The 14,980-nt window shown below is 54.7% G+C and carries 16 protein-coding genes; all 16 read left to right on the forward strand.

The features are described 5' to 3' along the window. Positions 1-241: 241 nt before the first annotated feature. The 16 genes from OH705_RS08640 to OH705_RS08715 all read left to right on the forward strand — a co-directional run bounded on the left by OH705_RS08640 (position 242) and on the right by OH705_RS08715 (position 14,726). Positions 242-1,303: a tyrosine-type recombinase/integrase gene (locus OH705_RS08640; protein ID WP_267301861.1), complete on the forward strand. Its 1,062-nt coding sequence runs from the start codon at positions 242-244 to the stop codon at positions 1,301-1,303. 124 nt (positions 1,304-1,427) lie between these two features. Beyond that, positions 1,428-1,661, forward strand: a complete 234-nt coding sequence (locus tag OH705_RS08645; protein ID WP_126589876.1) for a DNA-binding protein — start codon at positions 1,428-1,430, stop codon at positions 1,659-1,661. Continuing rightward, complete coding sequence (locus OH705_RS29120) at positions 1,654-2,274, forward strand: helix-turn-helix domain-containing protein (RefSeq protein ID WP_323873487.1); 621 nt, start codon at positions 1,654-1,656, stop codon at positions 2,272-2,274. Before OH705_RS08645 ends, OH705_RS29120 begins: the two co-directional genes overlap by 8 nt. A 246-nt stretch (positions 2,275-2,520) precedes the next feature. After that, positions 2,521-2,688, forward strand: a complete 168-nt coding sequence (locus OH705_RS08655) for a plasmid-related protein (protein WP_267301864.1) — start codon at positions 2,521-2,523, stop codon at positions 2,686-2,688. Next, on the forward strand, positions 2,685-4,271 hold the full coding sequence (locus OH705_RS08660; RefSeq protein WP_267301865.1) for an Eco57I restriction-modification methylase domain-containing protein: 1,587 nt from the start codon (positions 2,685-2,687) through the stop codon (positions 4,269-4,271). Before OH705_RS08655 ends, OH705_RS08660 begins: the two co-directional genes overlap by 4 nt. Then, a complete protein-coding gene (locus OH705_RS08665; RefSeq protein ID WP_043269318.1) occupies positions 4,268-5,188 on the forward strand; it encodes a XamI family restriction endonuclease in 921 nt (306 codons plus the stop codon). The genes OH705_RS08660 and OH705_RS08665 overlap by 4 nt, the downstream gene beginning before the upstream one ends. A 417-nt stretch (positions 5,189-5,605) precedes the next feature. After that, the gene (locus tag OH705_RS08670) at positions 5,606-5,881 is read left to right on the forward strand and encodes a hypothetical protein (protein WP_126589873.1); all 276 of its coding nucleotides are present in this window, start codon (positions 5,606-5,608) and stop codon (positions 5,879-5,881) included. Positions 5,882-7,417: 1,536 nt separating this feature from the next. Then, positions 7,418-8,428, forward strand: a complete 1,011-nt coding sequence (locus OH705_RS08675) for a phage integrase N-terminal domain-containing protein (protein ID WP_061303886.1) — start codon at positions 7,418-7,420, stop codon at positions 8,426-8,428. 9 nt (positions 8,429-8,437) lie between these two features. Further along, on the forward strand, positions 8,438-9,385 hold the full coding sequence (locus tag OH705_RS08680; protein ID WP_221903867.1) for a phage integrase N-terminal domain-containing protein: 948 nt from the start codon (positions 8,438-8,440) through the stop codon (positions 9,383-9,385). A 90-nt stretch (positions 9,386-9,475) separates the two neighbouring features. Further along, positions 9,476-9,787, forward strand: a complete 312-nt coding sequence (locus OH705_RS08685; protein ID WP_267301869.1) for a hypothetical protein — start codon at positions 9,476-9,478, stop codon at positions 9,785-9,787. 162 nt (positions 9,788-9,949) lie between these two features. Continuing rightward, positions 9,950-10,210 carry a hypothetical protein gene (locus OH705_RS08690; protein ID WP_043269324.1) on the forward strand — a complete coding sequence of 87 codons (261 nt, stop codon included), beginning with the start codon at positions 9,950-9,952 and terminating at the stop codon, positions 10,208-10,210. Beyond that, on the forward strand, positions 10,207-12,129 hold the full coding sequence (locus OH705_RS08695; RefSeq protein ID WP_267301870.1) for a hypothetical protein: 1,923 nt from the start codon (positions 10,207-10,209) through the stop codon (positions 12,127-12,129). Before OH705_RS08690 ends, OH705_RS08695 begins: the two co-directional genes overlap by 4 nt. A gap of 61 nt (positions 12,130-12,190) precedes the next feature. After that, the gene (locus tag OH705_RS08700; RefSeq protein WP_124214394.1) at positions 12,191-12,553 is read left to right on the forward strand and encodes a hypothetical protein; all 363 of its coding nucleotides are present in this window, start codon (positions 12,191-12,193) and stop codon (positions 12,551-12,553) included. 252 nt (positions 12,554-12,805) lie between these two features. Continuing rightward, positions 12,806-13,288 carry a hypothetical protein gene (locus OH705_RS08705; protein ID WP_267301874.1) on the forward strand — a complete coding sequence of 161 codons (483 nt, stop codon included), beginning with the start codon at positions 12,806-12,808 and terminating at the stop codon, positions 13,286-13,288. Next, a complete protein-coding gene (locus OH705_RS08710) occupies positions 13,289-13,495 on the forward strand; it encodes a hypothetical protein (protein ID WP_125857202.1) in 207 nt (68 codons plus the stop codon). A gap of 433 nt (positions 13,496-13,928) precedes the next feature. Further along, entirely contained in the window at positions 13,929-14,726 is a 798-nt protein-coding gene (locus OH705_RS08715; RefSeq protein ID WP_253167843.1) for a hypothetical protein, read from the forward strand. The last annotated feature ends 254 nt before the right edge of the window (positions 14,727-14,980 follow it).

Here is a 14,980-nt window from a genome sequence, read left to right on the forward strand (position 1 = left end):
TCACTTCAAAGACGAATGGTGCGGCCCAGTACAGCAGCACCGACTCGTCTTGCTTCGAGATTGGGTCGAAGTGTTCCTTTCCCCCTCGTCAGCTGGCCTCACAGAACCCGCAGAGCCTCTGTATGGGGCACTCGTTTTCCACTGTTAGGACGTACGCAGCACTGAACCTCGTTTAGCGGAAACGTCGATACCGCTACTCAGCGCAGCCGCTACCCCAACCTAACTTTGGAACCGTATTCTGATGGCCACCATCGTCAAAACTAATGCCGGCACGTGGAAAGCGGTTATCCGCAAAACCGGCTGGCCCACCACTGCAAAGAATTTCCGAACCAAGCGCGACGCCGAGGACTGGGCGCGCCGCACCGAGGATGAAATGGTGCGCGGTGTCTACATCCAGCGCAGTGGCTCCGAGCGCATGACACTTGAGAAAGCCTTGGGACGCTACCTTCGTGAGATCACCCCAACGAAGAAGGCATCCACACAGAAGGCCGAGACCACCAAGGCTCAGCAATTGATCCAGCATCTGGGCAAATACTCTCTGGCAGCTCTCTCTGCCGACATCATTGCCGACTACCGCGATACTCGCCTTTCATCCATCACCAAGCGCGGCCGCCCAACCAGCAACAATACCGTAAGGCTCGAACTGGCCCTGCTTAGCCATCTATTCACAGTAGCGATCCAGGAATGGGGACTCGGACTCACTTTCAACCCAGTCCTAAACATCCGCAAACCGAGTCCGGGAGAAGGTAGGGATCGGCGTCTCTCCCAGGATGAAGAGCGACGCCTTCTGACTGCAGTGAACAATCACAGCAATCCCATGCTGGGCTGGATCGTGTGCATCGCACTGGAAACCGGTATGCGCTCCTCAGAAATCACCGGCCTGCTTTGCCATCAAGTTGATCTGAGAAAGCGCGTAGCGCGCCTTTCCGACACCAAAAACAACAGCGCCCGCACTGTTCCACTGACCAGGCTCGCCACAGCCGCTTTCAGCCTGGCTCTGGACAATCCACTCCGGCCAAAGGACTGCAACCTGGTGTTCTTCGGTGAACCTGGCAGGGACCAAAAGCGCCGTCCTTATGCGTTCACCAAAACCTGGAGCTTGATCAAGAAGCGATTAGGCCTAGCCGATCTGCGCTTTCATGATTTGCGGCACGAGGCTGTTAGTCGCCTGGTTGAGGGCGGACTATCCGACCAGGAGGTCTCAGCCATCAGCGGCCACAAATCGATGCAGATGCTCCGGCGCTATACGCATCTACGCGCCGAGGATCTGGTTGGCAGGCTGGATAGCATAAACAAACAGTAACTACCGTTGCCTGCCAGTTTCGCATGCGAAACTAGCTTCAACTGCATTGCGGGACTGGTGGACCACGAAAAAGAGGGCACTCACTTTCCACTGTTAGGGCATACCCATCAACTGGATATGTCCCATGACACCTGACTCCCTCGAACAACACCTCCTCGAAACCTTTGGTCCCCTGCTGACTCTGGAGCAGTTGGCACAACTGCTCCATCGTAGCCCTGGTGGACTGAGATTCGCGCTGACAACCCAGTCGGAATTCGCTCGTCAGATCAATGCCACCAAGATCCGGCTCGGGCGTCGGGTCTACTTTCGTACCTGCGATATGGCCACGATCATGGCCGGGAGCCGTCATGATGGCTGATGATCGTCCTGAACAATTGAGCGCTAATATCTCGCCCACCGGGGACTCGCCAGGGTGGTTCCATGTATTCAAATCACGTATCCACAGGGGGGAGCTTGCAAAACTTCCCAGTGGAGCAGTCGCCACGCTTCTATGCGTAAAAGCGCACTCTCATCACCACACCGGGCTATGCAATGTAGGAATTGATCGACTATCTCAACTCTCTGGTCGAAGCCCTCGACAGGTGATGCGTGACCTGGACGCCCTAGAGAGGCAAGGATGGATAACTCGGGGGCGCACAGGACGGAAAAACCACTACCAGGTGCAGGAGCAGTTCCGAATCGACGACGCCGGGGAAATGATCGCGAAATGGCCGTACGTCCCCAGCGGCGTACGCCAATTGATGGATCTATTTAAGCAAGAGGGCGGCCTGAGACGCTTGAGCGTTACGGTGGAGCGCACAGAGCGGGTGGAAATTACCTATGAGGTTAACAGCGAGAACCTTACTTTTGAGCCGGCTCCAATGCCCTCCACTGCTGCGTTGAAGGAAGCAGCAAAACTCCCGCCCCAGTTTGGATCTCTCGCACGGCGGGTTGAGCGTATCTACAGAACAGATGACACTCATGACACCTGACATCAGTGACACATGTCATAGCTGACGCATCTCAAGATGTGATAGGTGCCACCCATGTCCCATGAGGCCCCTTGACAAGTGCCATAGGTGTCACCCCGTTAGAGATAAATTCTAGAAATAGCTTTTGATATGTGTGGATAACGATGCCCTAGCTTCACAGGAGCTAGGCTGAGCGATAGGTCGATTTGGATACACAAATGTGTATCCGCTTGCTAGCATACCAAGATGACTCTCAAAGACTCCGGAATGCGCATCAGGGTGGAAAAAGCGTTGCGCGAAGCATTCGTGCAGGCTTGCCGCGCCCAAGACCGACACGCCTCTGATGTGCTGCGTGACTTCATGCGCGCCTTTACGGAAAAGCAGCTACAAGGCCAGGCCGACCTGTTCGCAAGGCCCAAGAGAAAACGAAAATGAAAGTGCAGACGGAATTGGAGCTCGTGGCCTTGTGCCTTGCCCTCATTGAGGAGCAGGGGCGCATGTCTGTGGCTGAACGTAAGCTTGTGAAGACCGCTCCGACGTTGGCGTTCAATTCTCGGGATATCGAGGCCACTCGTAAGGCAATCTTGCGCGGGCGCGACCCCCTTGGCGAAGCGTTCTCATCGATCCGCTCTGCAACTGATCGTCGTGCAGCCGGGGCGGTCTATACACCTGCGCCAATCGTTCGCTCAATGATGACTTGGTTGTCCAGCCAAGGTACGCCGGCTCGCATAGTCGATCCAGGCGCAGGCTCAGGCCGCTTCATCATGGCTGCAGGAGACGCCTTTCCTAACGCCCAACTTGTGGCCGTAGAGATGGACCCACTTGCCGCACTGATGTTGAGAGCCAATTTGAGTGCTCGTGGCTGGACCGATCGGGTGACAGTGCTAGTCAAGGACTATCGGGAGGTCAAACTGCCACGTTGCTCTGGCATGACCGCCTTCATCGGCAACCCCCCCTACGTGCGACACCACGACATCGGCGAGGACTGGAAATCATGGTACGCCTCTAACTTCGCCGACCTAGGTATTAAGGCAAGCGCTCTTGCCGGCCTGCACCTGCATTTTTTCCTAAAAACGCGCTTGCTCGCCAAAGCGGGCGACATAGGTGCATTCATCACATCGGCCGAGTGGATGGATGTGAACTACGGTTCAGCGCTTCGCCGGCTCTTGCTTGATGAACTGGGAGGAACCGCCGTACATGTGCTTGAGCCGACAATTGAAGCTTTCCCCGGCACAGCAACCACAGCCGCAATCACATGCTTCCGTGTCGGAGAAACAACCGGCCCAGTGCGGGTGCGAGCAGTCGACAAACTTCAACGCCTTAACGGCTTGAGCAAGGGAGTCGACATCCCCCGAGAGCACCTGCATGCCACGCCACGATGGTCCATTATTGTCCGGCCATCAGAGCCGATCACAAGCGGGGACATTGAGCTTGGCGAACTATTTCGTGTACATCGGGGTCAGGTAACGGGCGCAAACGACATATGGATTGCCGGCGAGCACGCAAAGACTCTGCCCGATCGAGTCAAACTGCCGGCTGTTACCAAAGCCAAGGACTTAATCCAGGCAGGCGCGCATCTACACTCGGCTAAGGACTTGCGTCGCGTTATCGACCTACCTGCCGAACTCGACGACTTCACTAAGGATGAGCGCCAGCGCATCAATGCCTTCCTGACTTGGGCAAAACTCAACGGGGCGGATCAAAGTTACATCGCACAACATCGCAAAGCCTGGTGGTCAGTCGGCCTCAAAGCCCCCGCCCCGATTCTGTGCACATACATGGCACGTCGCCCACCGCAGTTCACACTTAATGCATGCGATGCTCGGCACATCAACATTGCACACGGTCTCTATCCGCGCCAGCAATTGGATGACGGAGTTATGGCTCGCCTCGTGACGTGGCTCAATACAAATATCAACACAGGGAGCGGCAGAACCTATGCCGGAGGCTTGACCAAATTCGAGCCCAAGGAAATTGAGCGCCTGCGCATCCCAAGCCTGGAAGCACTTCTTGCATGACAAGCGCACCACCACGATGGACAGCAGATGAACTTGCCGAAGACGCATCAACTTCTGCTGCGCAGTTTCGGGCTGAACGCCTCGCTGTTTCTGGCTCTTGGGAAACGCATTACAACCAAGCCAGGGGTAAATTCGAGCTTCTTTTTGGGAAGCTGAGCGACCTCAACCCCGGGGCAATAACCGACGCAAATCTGGCTGAAGCGTATGGCCTTGGCTTAGGTGAAGCTCTGCGATATCTAGCCGGGCCTCCGATTTCCGATGATGACCTCCAAGTCATCGCCGATGTCGACTCCATTGCACCGGGGATTCTCAAAAAGAATCCCGAAGCGCTCCGCAAGGTGTTTGCAGTTATTGAGCGCGTCATCGATCCGCATCGTTTTCCGTGGATGGAGGCCGGTAGCTCTCCAACTGATCAGCAGCGCGAGGCAGCTTTGCTTGCGTCGTCAGTACTATTGGCTGCTCAGCGCATCGCAACTGAGAGACGAAACGAAGGCAAAGAAAACCAAGAAACAAAGGTGAAAGAGTACCTTCGTAGCTTAGGGTTCACCGAAGTTCCAGCCGTTGCGATCAATACTATCGTCAAAGGGCCACAGGCCATGCAGTTTTGTGCAGAATGCCTGCTCGGCGAACGCAAGGCCGACGTTGTGGTGCGCCTGCATGACACCCGGCTCATGGCTATCGAATGCAAGGTGTCAAACAGCGCAACCAACAGCGTGAAACGCCTGAACAACGATGCTGCAGTTAAGGCCGAGTACTGGATCAAGCAATTCGGAACAGCACAAGTTGTACCTGCAGCAGCGCTGGCAGGTGTGTTCAAAGTCTTGAACCTTGAACAGGCCCAAACTCGGGGGCTTTCCCTGTTCTGGTCACATGATCTCGACAAGCTTGGTGCGTTTATTCAATCCACCGAGCAGTGAGCGCCGAAGATGCCGTTATCCTCAACACAAATCGGCACAATCGGCGAGAATCTGCTAGTTAATGCTGTAATGAAGGCTAGTAAAGGGCGCCTGTCGCCCTTCCAACCTCTTGCCGATGATGGCGGGCTACATGTGCTCTTCTTCGATAAGTTGACAGGCAACTCGATCGCCATCCAACTGAAATGCCGGACGGCCCCTATTCGCAAACGTAGTCCCGATGAGCGCGGTAACGTCGTCCATTTCCAGGTGAGACAAGCAACCTATCACGACACGAGGCGCGCTTAGCGAAAGAGGCCTTAGCCACCGTAGCGCAGCCAGTCTGAAAAACGAAGCGAGTCAGGTCTCTTGGCTCTCAGCTTTCTTTGCGCCCATAGCTTTCAGCGCCCACGGAATCCAACGTGACGCGAGGAACCCAACATGGGCAGCAACCAGGCTACAGATGAGGAGTCCAATCAACCCACTGCCGAAACTATACACCCAGTGGTGGGCGGCCTCTCCGCGTTCGGCCAAGAACGCAAGTGCGCAGGCATTGACCAGCATGAGAGCGTACTGCCGGTAGAGGCCCGACATTACGCCAGTGACAAGGGCACAGAGGGCCAGGGTGTATCCAACATGTTCCATCGATCTATTCTCCTGTACGTCGAAAATACGGCGCCAGAAAATAGCATCAATTCGCCATCATGCAATCACTGACTGACAGGGTCCCATTCTGAAGGGATATGCCTTGCGCATCCCAGACAACCAAAACCTCCAGTACCATCCCATCTCAGCACAAATTGATCTGCTCCAGTCAATTGGAGCCCTCCTCTCCCACTCCACAACTCAACGGTGAACTCCTGGCGGCGGTTCTCCCGTCCTTGGTCATCGAACCACCGCATAACGGCATGATCATTAGCTAGCTCGAGTAAAACGTACCCTGCTCGCCATACAGCGGTACTCGCGAACACGCCTTTTGTCGGTCGAGTGTCAATGCATCCTGCGAGGGTTAGCACAATGCATGCGGCCATCAGCCATAGCGGTTTCATGAATCTGACTTCCCAGTAGTTAACCCGAAAAGGGAATCTGCAAGGGAATGGGTCAACATCCAAGCCAAAACCGGCAGCTGAAATCCCTTGAAGAGCCTAAGAGCGCCGATTTGGCTCAGGGCGGCTTAGGGCGGGAAAAGGGATATTTGGGTGTTTTCTAAGGCAACAAATGGCGGGAAAAGGCGTAGAAGGGGATTTTTCACCGAGCCTTTTTGAGACGATCAACGGCGCAAAAGGGTAGGAAAGGGGATCTCTTGGGCATTCCTGGGGCGCTTTGGGTGCTTTTTGCATGGGTCTGGCAGTGAGGTGGGATAGCTCTGCGTCACTACCATTAGGTAGTGACGCAGAGCGTAGGCCCGCAAAGCGGGCCCAAACGCGGGTGCATAAATGCACCCGCTGAGGCTTGCCTTTCAGGCTGTAAGCCCCGCTACACGGGGCTTACAGCCAATTTTATTTCCAGAGCAGTCTTTTGGCTTGCTTCGACTTATTGGATATGTTTTTCTGGTGACGGCCAAGTGATGGCCCTAATTCTCACCGTAAGCAGGATCGGAAATTCTCGATTTCGCTTGCGGGAGATGATGCAGCCAGCCAGCAGTTCTGGTGCTGCATCGTCGCCACCTCTGATCTGTGAATTCACTCGTCAGAGGCGGCAAACGCTCCGGGGTTGGCGACCTGGTAGCGATGATTCATCGCCCGACTCCTGGCGGCGTCACGCCAGGCGATCAACAGAGCCCTCGGCTGTTGCTCGTGAAATTGAGGGTCGTCCAGCTCTGGACGTAAAACTGAGTCGTTGTAGGCGCGAAAACTACATCGGCTCAGACGAGCCGCCTCTACGTGGTCCACCGTAGGGTGCCCCTCCAACTGACCTCGGTCAGGCCGTCGTCGTGGACACGACATTGCACCGGCTCAGCGTGCAGTTGGCTGCAGCTCGTCCCCTGGGATTGAGCGCACCATTTCCGTAACCGCGACTCTCCGAGTCCGCTCGTTACGGCGACCTCCTTAGGTCATAAGCAACGTCGTTCCGATCCTGGCCTTGGCCAGCTCCCTTCACTCAGTGATTGGGACAGGAACTAACACTTACCGCTCATCCTCGACGTTGCGACCGCTCCGGATATCTGGACGGAATTTCAGCCCTCGCCTTTGAATGGAACGGATAGGGCCGGTGTGTTGACCTTTCCTCAGACATCCACTGAGAGAAGGCTTTATGGACAAACTCGAGAAGGATTGGCTAGAGACTCAAAAACACAATCGCGACTGTTCTTCTGCTACCCAGGCGATGCGACGAGTCACTCTCGGCCTTTCAGCGCGACAGCTACGAGAGCTCGGCTACCGAAACCTGCGCGCTGATCATATCGCTCAGGAACATCTACACGCCTTGGTGACCAAATGGAAAAACGATGGCATACATTCGGCCACAATTCGAAGCCGTGTAGCACTTCTGCGCTGGGCGTGTATGAAGATCGGCCACTCTGCCATTGCTGGAGTGACGGCGACTGACCTCGGTATTGAGCAACGCTCTCCCCGCCAAGCGTCGTATGTGACGGTGGAAGCTTTGGAGCGGGTGCATGACCGCTATACCCAGTTCAGCCTCTGCTTACAGGCTGAGTTCGGCCTAAAGCGTCAGGAGTCGATTAAATTCCGCGTTGCCGAGGCAGATAAAGGGAACGGATTCATCGTGCTACATGCATCCTGGGTACTGGGAGGACGTAGTAGGACTATCCCAATTCGAACGCTTGAGCAACGAGCGTTGTTGAGGAAGCTTCACGACTTCTGTAGTACGTCGAGCCTAATCCCCAGTCACCTCTCGTATTCGCAGCAGCTCAAACACTATAAAAATCAAATTAGGGCGGCCGGACTCCATACAATTCATGGGTTACGACAGCTTTACGTGCAAACTAGGTATTACCAACTGACCGGTAAGCAACCCCCTGCAGCACAGCACACCCTGTCATCCCATGCCCTCTCTTGCAATGGCGAGAATAAATGGTTTGCCCAATTGCTTCGCTCATATTCATGGCGCTTGGAGAACGCGCCACAAGCAGGACTCAGCGACCGAGAAGCCCTCCAAATCCTCACCGAGGAGCTCGGCCATCTACGCACATCAGAGATGAGTTTCTACCTCGGCCTCCCTCTAGAGCAGGGAGGAATTTCAGCCCCCGGTTTTGAATGGAATGAACCGGAGCATTGTGATGACCTTGCCTCAGATATTCACTGAGCGATGGTTATGGACAAACTCGAATGGGATTGGGTGCAGACACAAAAACACAATCGCGACGGTTCTTTCTCCACGCAGTCAGCACGACGGGCCACCCTCAGCCTATCGGCACGACAGCTCCGTGAACTTGGCTATCGGAACCTACGTGCTGATCGTGTCGCCCAAAAGCACCTACGAGCCTTAGTAGGTAAATGGAAAGGTGACGGCCTAAGCCCCGCCACGATAAAAAATCGGATGGCGCATCTGCGCTGGGCCTGTGAGAAGGCCGGCCGACCCGGCGTTGCCGGTTTGAGAAATGATGACCTCGGTATCGAACGTCGCCAGTACATTGCTCGCGAATCCCGTGCTACCTCGTTGACTGTAGGGGCACTACAGCAGGTACATGACCGCCATATCCAGTTCAGCCTCCGTCTACAGGCCGAGTTCGGTCTGCGTCGCGAGGAGTCGATTAAATTTCGGGTCGCGGAAGCAGACAGAGGGACCGATCGCATTGCTCTGGCGGCTTCCTGGTGCAAAGGGGGCAGGGCTCGAGAAATCCTGATTCGGACTCCAGAGCAGAAAGCACTGCTCCGCGAGTTGCACGACTTCTGTGGAGCCTCGAGCCTAATCCCTGCTCACCTCTCGTACGCGCAGCAGCTCAAACGGTACGAATACCAAACCAATGCAGCCGGGCTCCATAAAAACCACGGATTGCGCCACCTCTACGCACAGACTCGATACCTTCAATTGACAGGGAGACAGTGCCCAGCCGTACAACGAACCCTATCGACCCAGGCTCATCTTGTTGGCGGAGAAAATGGGTGGTTTGGCCAAGTGATACGGCCAATACCCCAGCTTCCAGAAGGGCTTACTTCCGCAGGGCTTGATGATCGAGATGCCCGCCAAATCATCACGGAGGAACTCGGCCATGGCCGCATTTCAATCACGAATTCTTATCTGGGATCTACCCGCGGATAAGTCGGAATTCCAGCCCTAGGGTTTGACTGGAGTCCAATCCCCCAGCGTGCTCTTTAGGCATGGGTATCAACGGGCCAATAGGAGCATCCAATGAATGAAACTCAGGTTGAGAAAATCGCCACACAATATGGGGTCAACCAACCCGATGCAGGTCGTCTCCTTTCGGAGGCGAGTAAGCTCTGCGCCATCGCGGACAAGCAAGGTGAGGTCGATCTGAATGATGCCTGGTTGGTCAACCAGGTAGGCATGCAGGAAACCCAGAAATCGTGGGAGGAGCACCATCAGGTAAACGTCGAGCAGGCGCCATATTGGTTGGTGATGCTCGACACCACTCCCATACCTATCGTGGGCCCCCTCGATCCTGATCTGATCGACATTTTAGTAGGTAGGGTGCTCGTTTGATCCGCTCAGCACGGGCTCTCGCAACGTGGAAGCCCGTGCACCAAGTCAGAATCCTACAAGCTCTACCCCTCCTACCATAGGCGAAATTCAGCCCCCCATTTTGGCTGGAATCCGTCTAACACCTGCGTTTTGCTGGTCGCGCAAACCTCGCAGGAATTCTCAATGGACAATTTCCAAATACTGATCCTGGTGCCCCTGATCGCTCTGGGCCTTTATCGTGTTAGCACCAAGCCTGGTATCCATGCCGACCGCCTGCTCTCGCGGCGTAACCGCACGCGCATCGCACACCTGATCACATTTGGCCTCGCGCCCGGAACCCTGCTCGGATATGAGGCCTGGGGCACTGTAGGCGTCGTAGCCCCCTTCGTGCTCGGCGTGGCGCTGATCTGCTGGCTGCTACCCGAGCAGTGGAGGGCCCTATGATGGACGCTGAGTCACTCCGAAATTTCGACTGGATCTTCTCCACATTCAGCGGCGTCGTAGAACAGCTAATCGTTGCCACTAGCCCGCTGATGATCGCCATAGGTCATGCCACTGGCTCTCTGTTTGTCAGTGGCGCCGCAATCATGCTCATCATGGTGCTGATTGGAGTGCTCGGTCAGAACACAATGCGACAAGGCGTTCTGTCTGGTGCTCTAGTGCTGTTAGCCGTTGGCTGGGGGCTGCAGCCTCAGAAGCTGACACTACCCTCAGGAACAGTTGTCGACTCAGTCAACCTAACCGCCCACGGCGCAACGCTGGCATTCTCCATACAAAAAATTTTCAGCACTGCCATGCAGCGCGCCCTGGACGAACGATTTAGCGACGCGGGGCAGTTTCTGCCGGCGCAAAGTGTCACTGACTCGGCTGTTGAGCGGACCGCATCGCAGTTCGCGAATACTGATCTGGCGAGACTCATCCGGGACTACAATGCGCAGTGCAACCCGTCACCGGAAATGTTCAAAAAAGCAGAGGACGCGGTGCCTATTGAGGCCTACCACGCTATCGGCCTCATGGGGGGTGGCGGCCTAGGAATTCCAGACGCCGACATCGGCCTACTGGCACAGTTATCCAAAGCCTGGCAGATCCGATTTACCCCCTCTCAGTGGCTGGGCGTTCTCGATCTGAACACGATCCAGAGACGTCGAGCCGCAGGCGTTGCAGCTCTAAAGGAAAAAAATGATCCATTCGTAAGTCAGTCTCCATACCAACTGCCAACAAAGGCATATTGGCTCGGTACGTATCGTGGCGAAGAAGGGAGCACACCCAGCTATCTCTCGATTGGCGATGCGCCAGGTGCGTTAGCATCGGCCATGGAGAAGCAAGCTCAGGCATGGAAAGAGTCCGAGGGAAAAGCAGCCTCGCAGGGATTTTCGCCCAGCAACTGCTATGAGGCGTATCAGGTTGCGCAACTCGGTGCCGAGCAGGCGTATTACGCCCTCGTAGAGACTGGAAGCAAGGCGTCCGGCGGACAGCTAGCAAATACCAATAGCGGCGTAGTAGGTGCTGCGCGAGCTCTGCAAAGGACCATAGACCGTAGCCTCAATGGCGGAAAAGCAGAGGGTAGTTGGTGGTCGAATTTGGTCTCTGGCTCAGTTGCAGGCATGCAACTGATCAAATCGATGTCCAGCTACATCGACCTGTATACGCTCATACCTCTGTACGTCGCCGGTTGTGCCGCCCTCCTCTGGCTTGTGCTCACCACAATGCCGATCTATCTAATGATGGCCCTCATCCGAGGCATTACCAGCCTAACCAATTGGCTGTCCCTCCTGGTGTTCCCTGTCTTACTTGTGATCATGGCCCAGTTGGTAACCGTCGCCGCGTCGATCTCTATAGGCAGCGTAGCTGTAACTCAGGCTGCTGCTGTTGCCGGTTGGCAAGGGGCCAGTGCAGATCAAGATCTAGTACGAGGATCTTTGCTGCTGGTATTCGCGCTAATCCTTCCTGTGAGCGCCTTCATGGCGATGAAGATCACAGGCGTTGTCGTTGGGCCTCTGGGCGCTGCCGCCCAGAATGCAGCAACCACAATTCCCGAAGCGGCTTCCGTAGTGGCAGGGATCGCGATGCGCGTCATTTCCCGAGGCTGGTCCGCAGCAATGGAGAGCGACAATAAACAGCCTGGCGGCCCTTCGGGAGGAGGCGACGGCGGAGAGAATTCCGTGGCTGACCAGGGGACACAACAGAAAGTACGAACCGCGCAGGAGGTCAGTTCCGGCGGAGGATGGACCTCGACAGGCAACACTTCAGCACGTTCGTCTATCCCCCCTTTGGTTCCAGGAGTGGCAGCAAACGAGGGGCGTTTCAGCACCGGGAGAACTCCACGTAGCCAGAAAAAACGTCCGAAAAAAAATGACGACTGATAGCTTCTGGCACAACGCAAACAGGGGGATGGTCAGGCTTCCCAACCAATGGAGCCTGACCATGAGTACCACTTACAGCGATTTCCTAGAGCAACAGCATGACTTGGCAGACAGCCCGCCGCGAGATTTGCGTTGGCTACTTGATGCCATGTTGAGACTCAGCCATCGCTACTGGACCCTGGACGATGACCCTAGATACCTCCGCCCGCAGTTAATCGGCTACTCCCTGTATTTCTGCCAAGGTCTATCCGGCGTTCGCCCTGCAGCTCCGGATCTGGACGACTTGGAACTTGAGTTGCTGCTAGGCGAGGTGAATTCGCGCCTAGGAATCGGAATTGAAGTTCAGCGGTTGCATGAGCGCGAGCTGGAACGACGCATGAGTTCACTACCTGCTCCAACAGTTGACTATCTGGGGAGGGCCTAGGATGAAGATTCGGCTCTTGATAGTAGCCGCTTGGCTTTGCTTGGTCATTCCGACAATTGTTTTGATCAACATGGCAAACTCATACATTCCTCTACCATATCCACCAGTTTTGTTCTGGGCGGCAATATCCTGGGTACATACAGCATGTCTCGCATTGTTTTGCTGGCTTATCGGGCAACGTGAGGCAGCAAAGGTATTTATATGCGTGATAATCGGCCTACCGATTGGAGTTACGATCTCTTTGATAAAGACATGAGTAAGAAGGAAACAGAAATAATTATGAGGAAAGCTATTCAGTTAGCATCAGCAACCTGCTTAGCTGCAGCACTCTGTGCTTGTAGCCCACCAGGAGCAGAGCCAAATGGCACCTACAAGTCAGATCCTCGCATCAAACTAGGTAGCGTTTGCGTCTGGTACTGCTGGATCAAAAAGGAGAGCTACCTAGACCGACTAGAGCGGTTCTATGGGCTGTCTGGATTTTTCTCATCCCCTAATCATTACGAAATCCGTTTTGCCCTGAAAGAACTCCGCTACTACGTTGCAGTGAAAAGGGATTCTTTGGGAATTCCCCCTATAAATAGAGAGGACTGGGCTGGACACATGAAGGCCTACACGAAGAAGGGGCTATTCGGCGAACGTCACTACCCTCCACTGACAAACGATCCGGAGATAGCGGAGCTGACATTCCTACAGCAAGAAGCGAGACGCCTGGAACGTCTCTCGGAGAATCCCTAAATGACAGATCCCGAACGTTACCAACTGCGTGCGATCGCCCTTCTCAGCACCGACGAAATCGCTAGGGCTGCCCTTTTGGCCATCCTGGGAGAGACCCTCGACGAGGCGCGCCAGCATCTGACTGAATCCTGCTGGGGAGAAGACCTGCATACCGACCAGGAAATTCAACGCCGGCAGTTGGCTGCACAATTTGGGTTGGAAACCTGAGAAGTAGCCGTTATGATTCTATTCGCTTGGCCGGTCCAGCGTACGAGGCGGAGGGGTAAATCCAGCGTAGTCGCTGCGTGTGGCAGGTACTGAGAGGCGGTTCGATCTGAATACAGACGATCTCCTCCCTTTAGCAAGGGGCCTCAGAGCCCCGCTCTCCCTATCCATAGGGAGTAAAGAATGAGGAGCCCCCCAGGCTCCTCTTTTCGCTTCAGTCCCCTACTTTTCCTTCCTATCCCTAGTCGTTCGTTCTACCGACTAGCACTAGTCAATTTTTTGATGTCAAAATGCCATCGCAAGCTCTACAAGAGCTGCCTCGCCCTGTGTGCTGGTCGGCTTCTGGCACACGAAGTGCGGAATTAGGGTTACCAATCTGGCCGCTCATTCAGGCCGGGCTCTAATTCGTTTAGCTCTCAATGAAAGGACTTAATCTGTGAACCACATGATGAAATTTGCAGCCGCACTCGTAGCCTTTGGAACTCTGGCAGGATGCGGGGGAGAGGATTTCAGCGGCGCCTACAGAACAGATGGCCCCTATGGAAAACACGTAGTACTGAACATCGCTGGCGACGACGCCAAAATTTTCCTTGTTAATAAATCCACAGCAGAGATTAGCGGAGTAACCAACTTCGCAGTGGATTCTAAGAACGAGAAGCTCCTGCTGGACTCCTCCAAAGAGGATGTCCATTTGACCTTTAAACGTGCCGAAGACGAACGTGGGCTGGAATGTCTGAATTGCGATGAGCGCTCAATTCGGCTACCCACCAAGTGGGCACAGGTTAGCCCTGAGCCTTACGATGTGGACTCAATGCTGAAAGAGCAAGAAGAAAAGCGTCAAGCGGCTGCAAGGGAAGAAGAGAAACGTAGAGCCGAGGCTGCAAAACTGGTTAAGTTCAATGGTGATTGGGTGGCTAAACGTAACTATAAAGATGACTCGCTCCTCATCATGTCGATAAGCCCTGAGAAAGGTGTAAAGCACTGGGCATTCAACTACAGCAGTGCAGCCAAGCTGATCGCAGTAGACCGTAAATTTGAAGTCGATGGTGATGAACTCGCACTTCTCTCAACTGACTCGTCGACAAAGTACGCACTCAGCGAAGACGGTAAAAAGCTAATATGCACTAATTGCGGTTCTGAGGAGAATTATTGGCTCAAAGCTGATCCCATCAAGGTTAACGATCTGAGTTACACCCGCGCGCTCGCCGGGAACCCACAAGAAGTCCGCCAGTAATGCGATCCAAGTCGCCTCCGTTCCGAGTGCGTCGGGGGCGGCATCTGCGGGAATCCATGCGGCTTTCTTGCTATCTGAATCTTCGGTGGCGAGGTACAGCAGAGGTACAGTACTCAGCTATGCGGACCTGACGAGAACTATTAAAAACTACCTGTAATCATGTACTTAGACCTATTGTAACCTCGCCTCCCCTATCCTAAACTTTCCTAGGCTTGCGGCATTAAGTCACAACTCATAATCCTTTGGTCCACGGT

This window comes from Pseudomonas sp. BJa3, from assembly GCF_026343815.1.
GTDB lineage: Bacteria > Pseudomonadota > Gammaproteobacteria > Pseudomonadales > Pseudomonadaceae > Aquipseudomonas > Aquipseudomonas soli.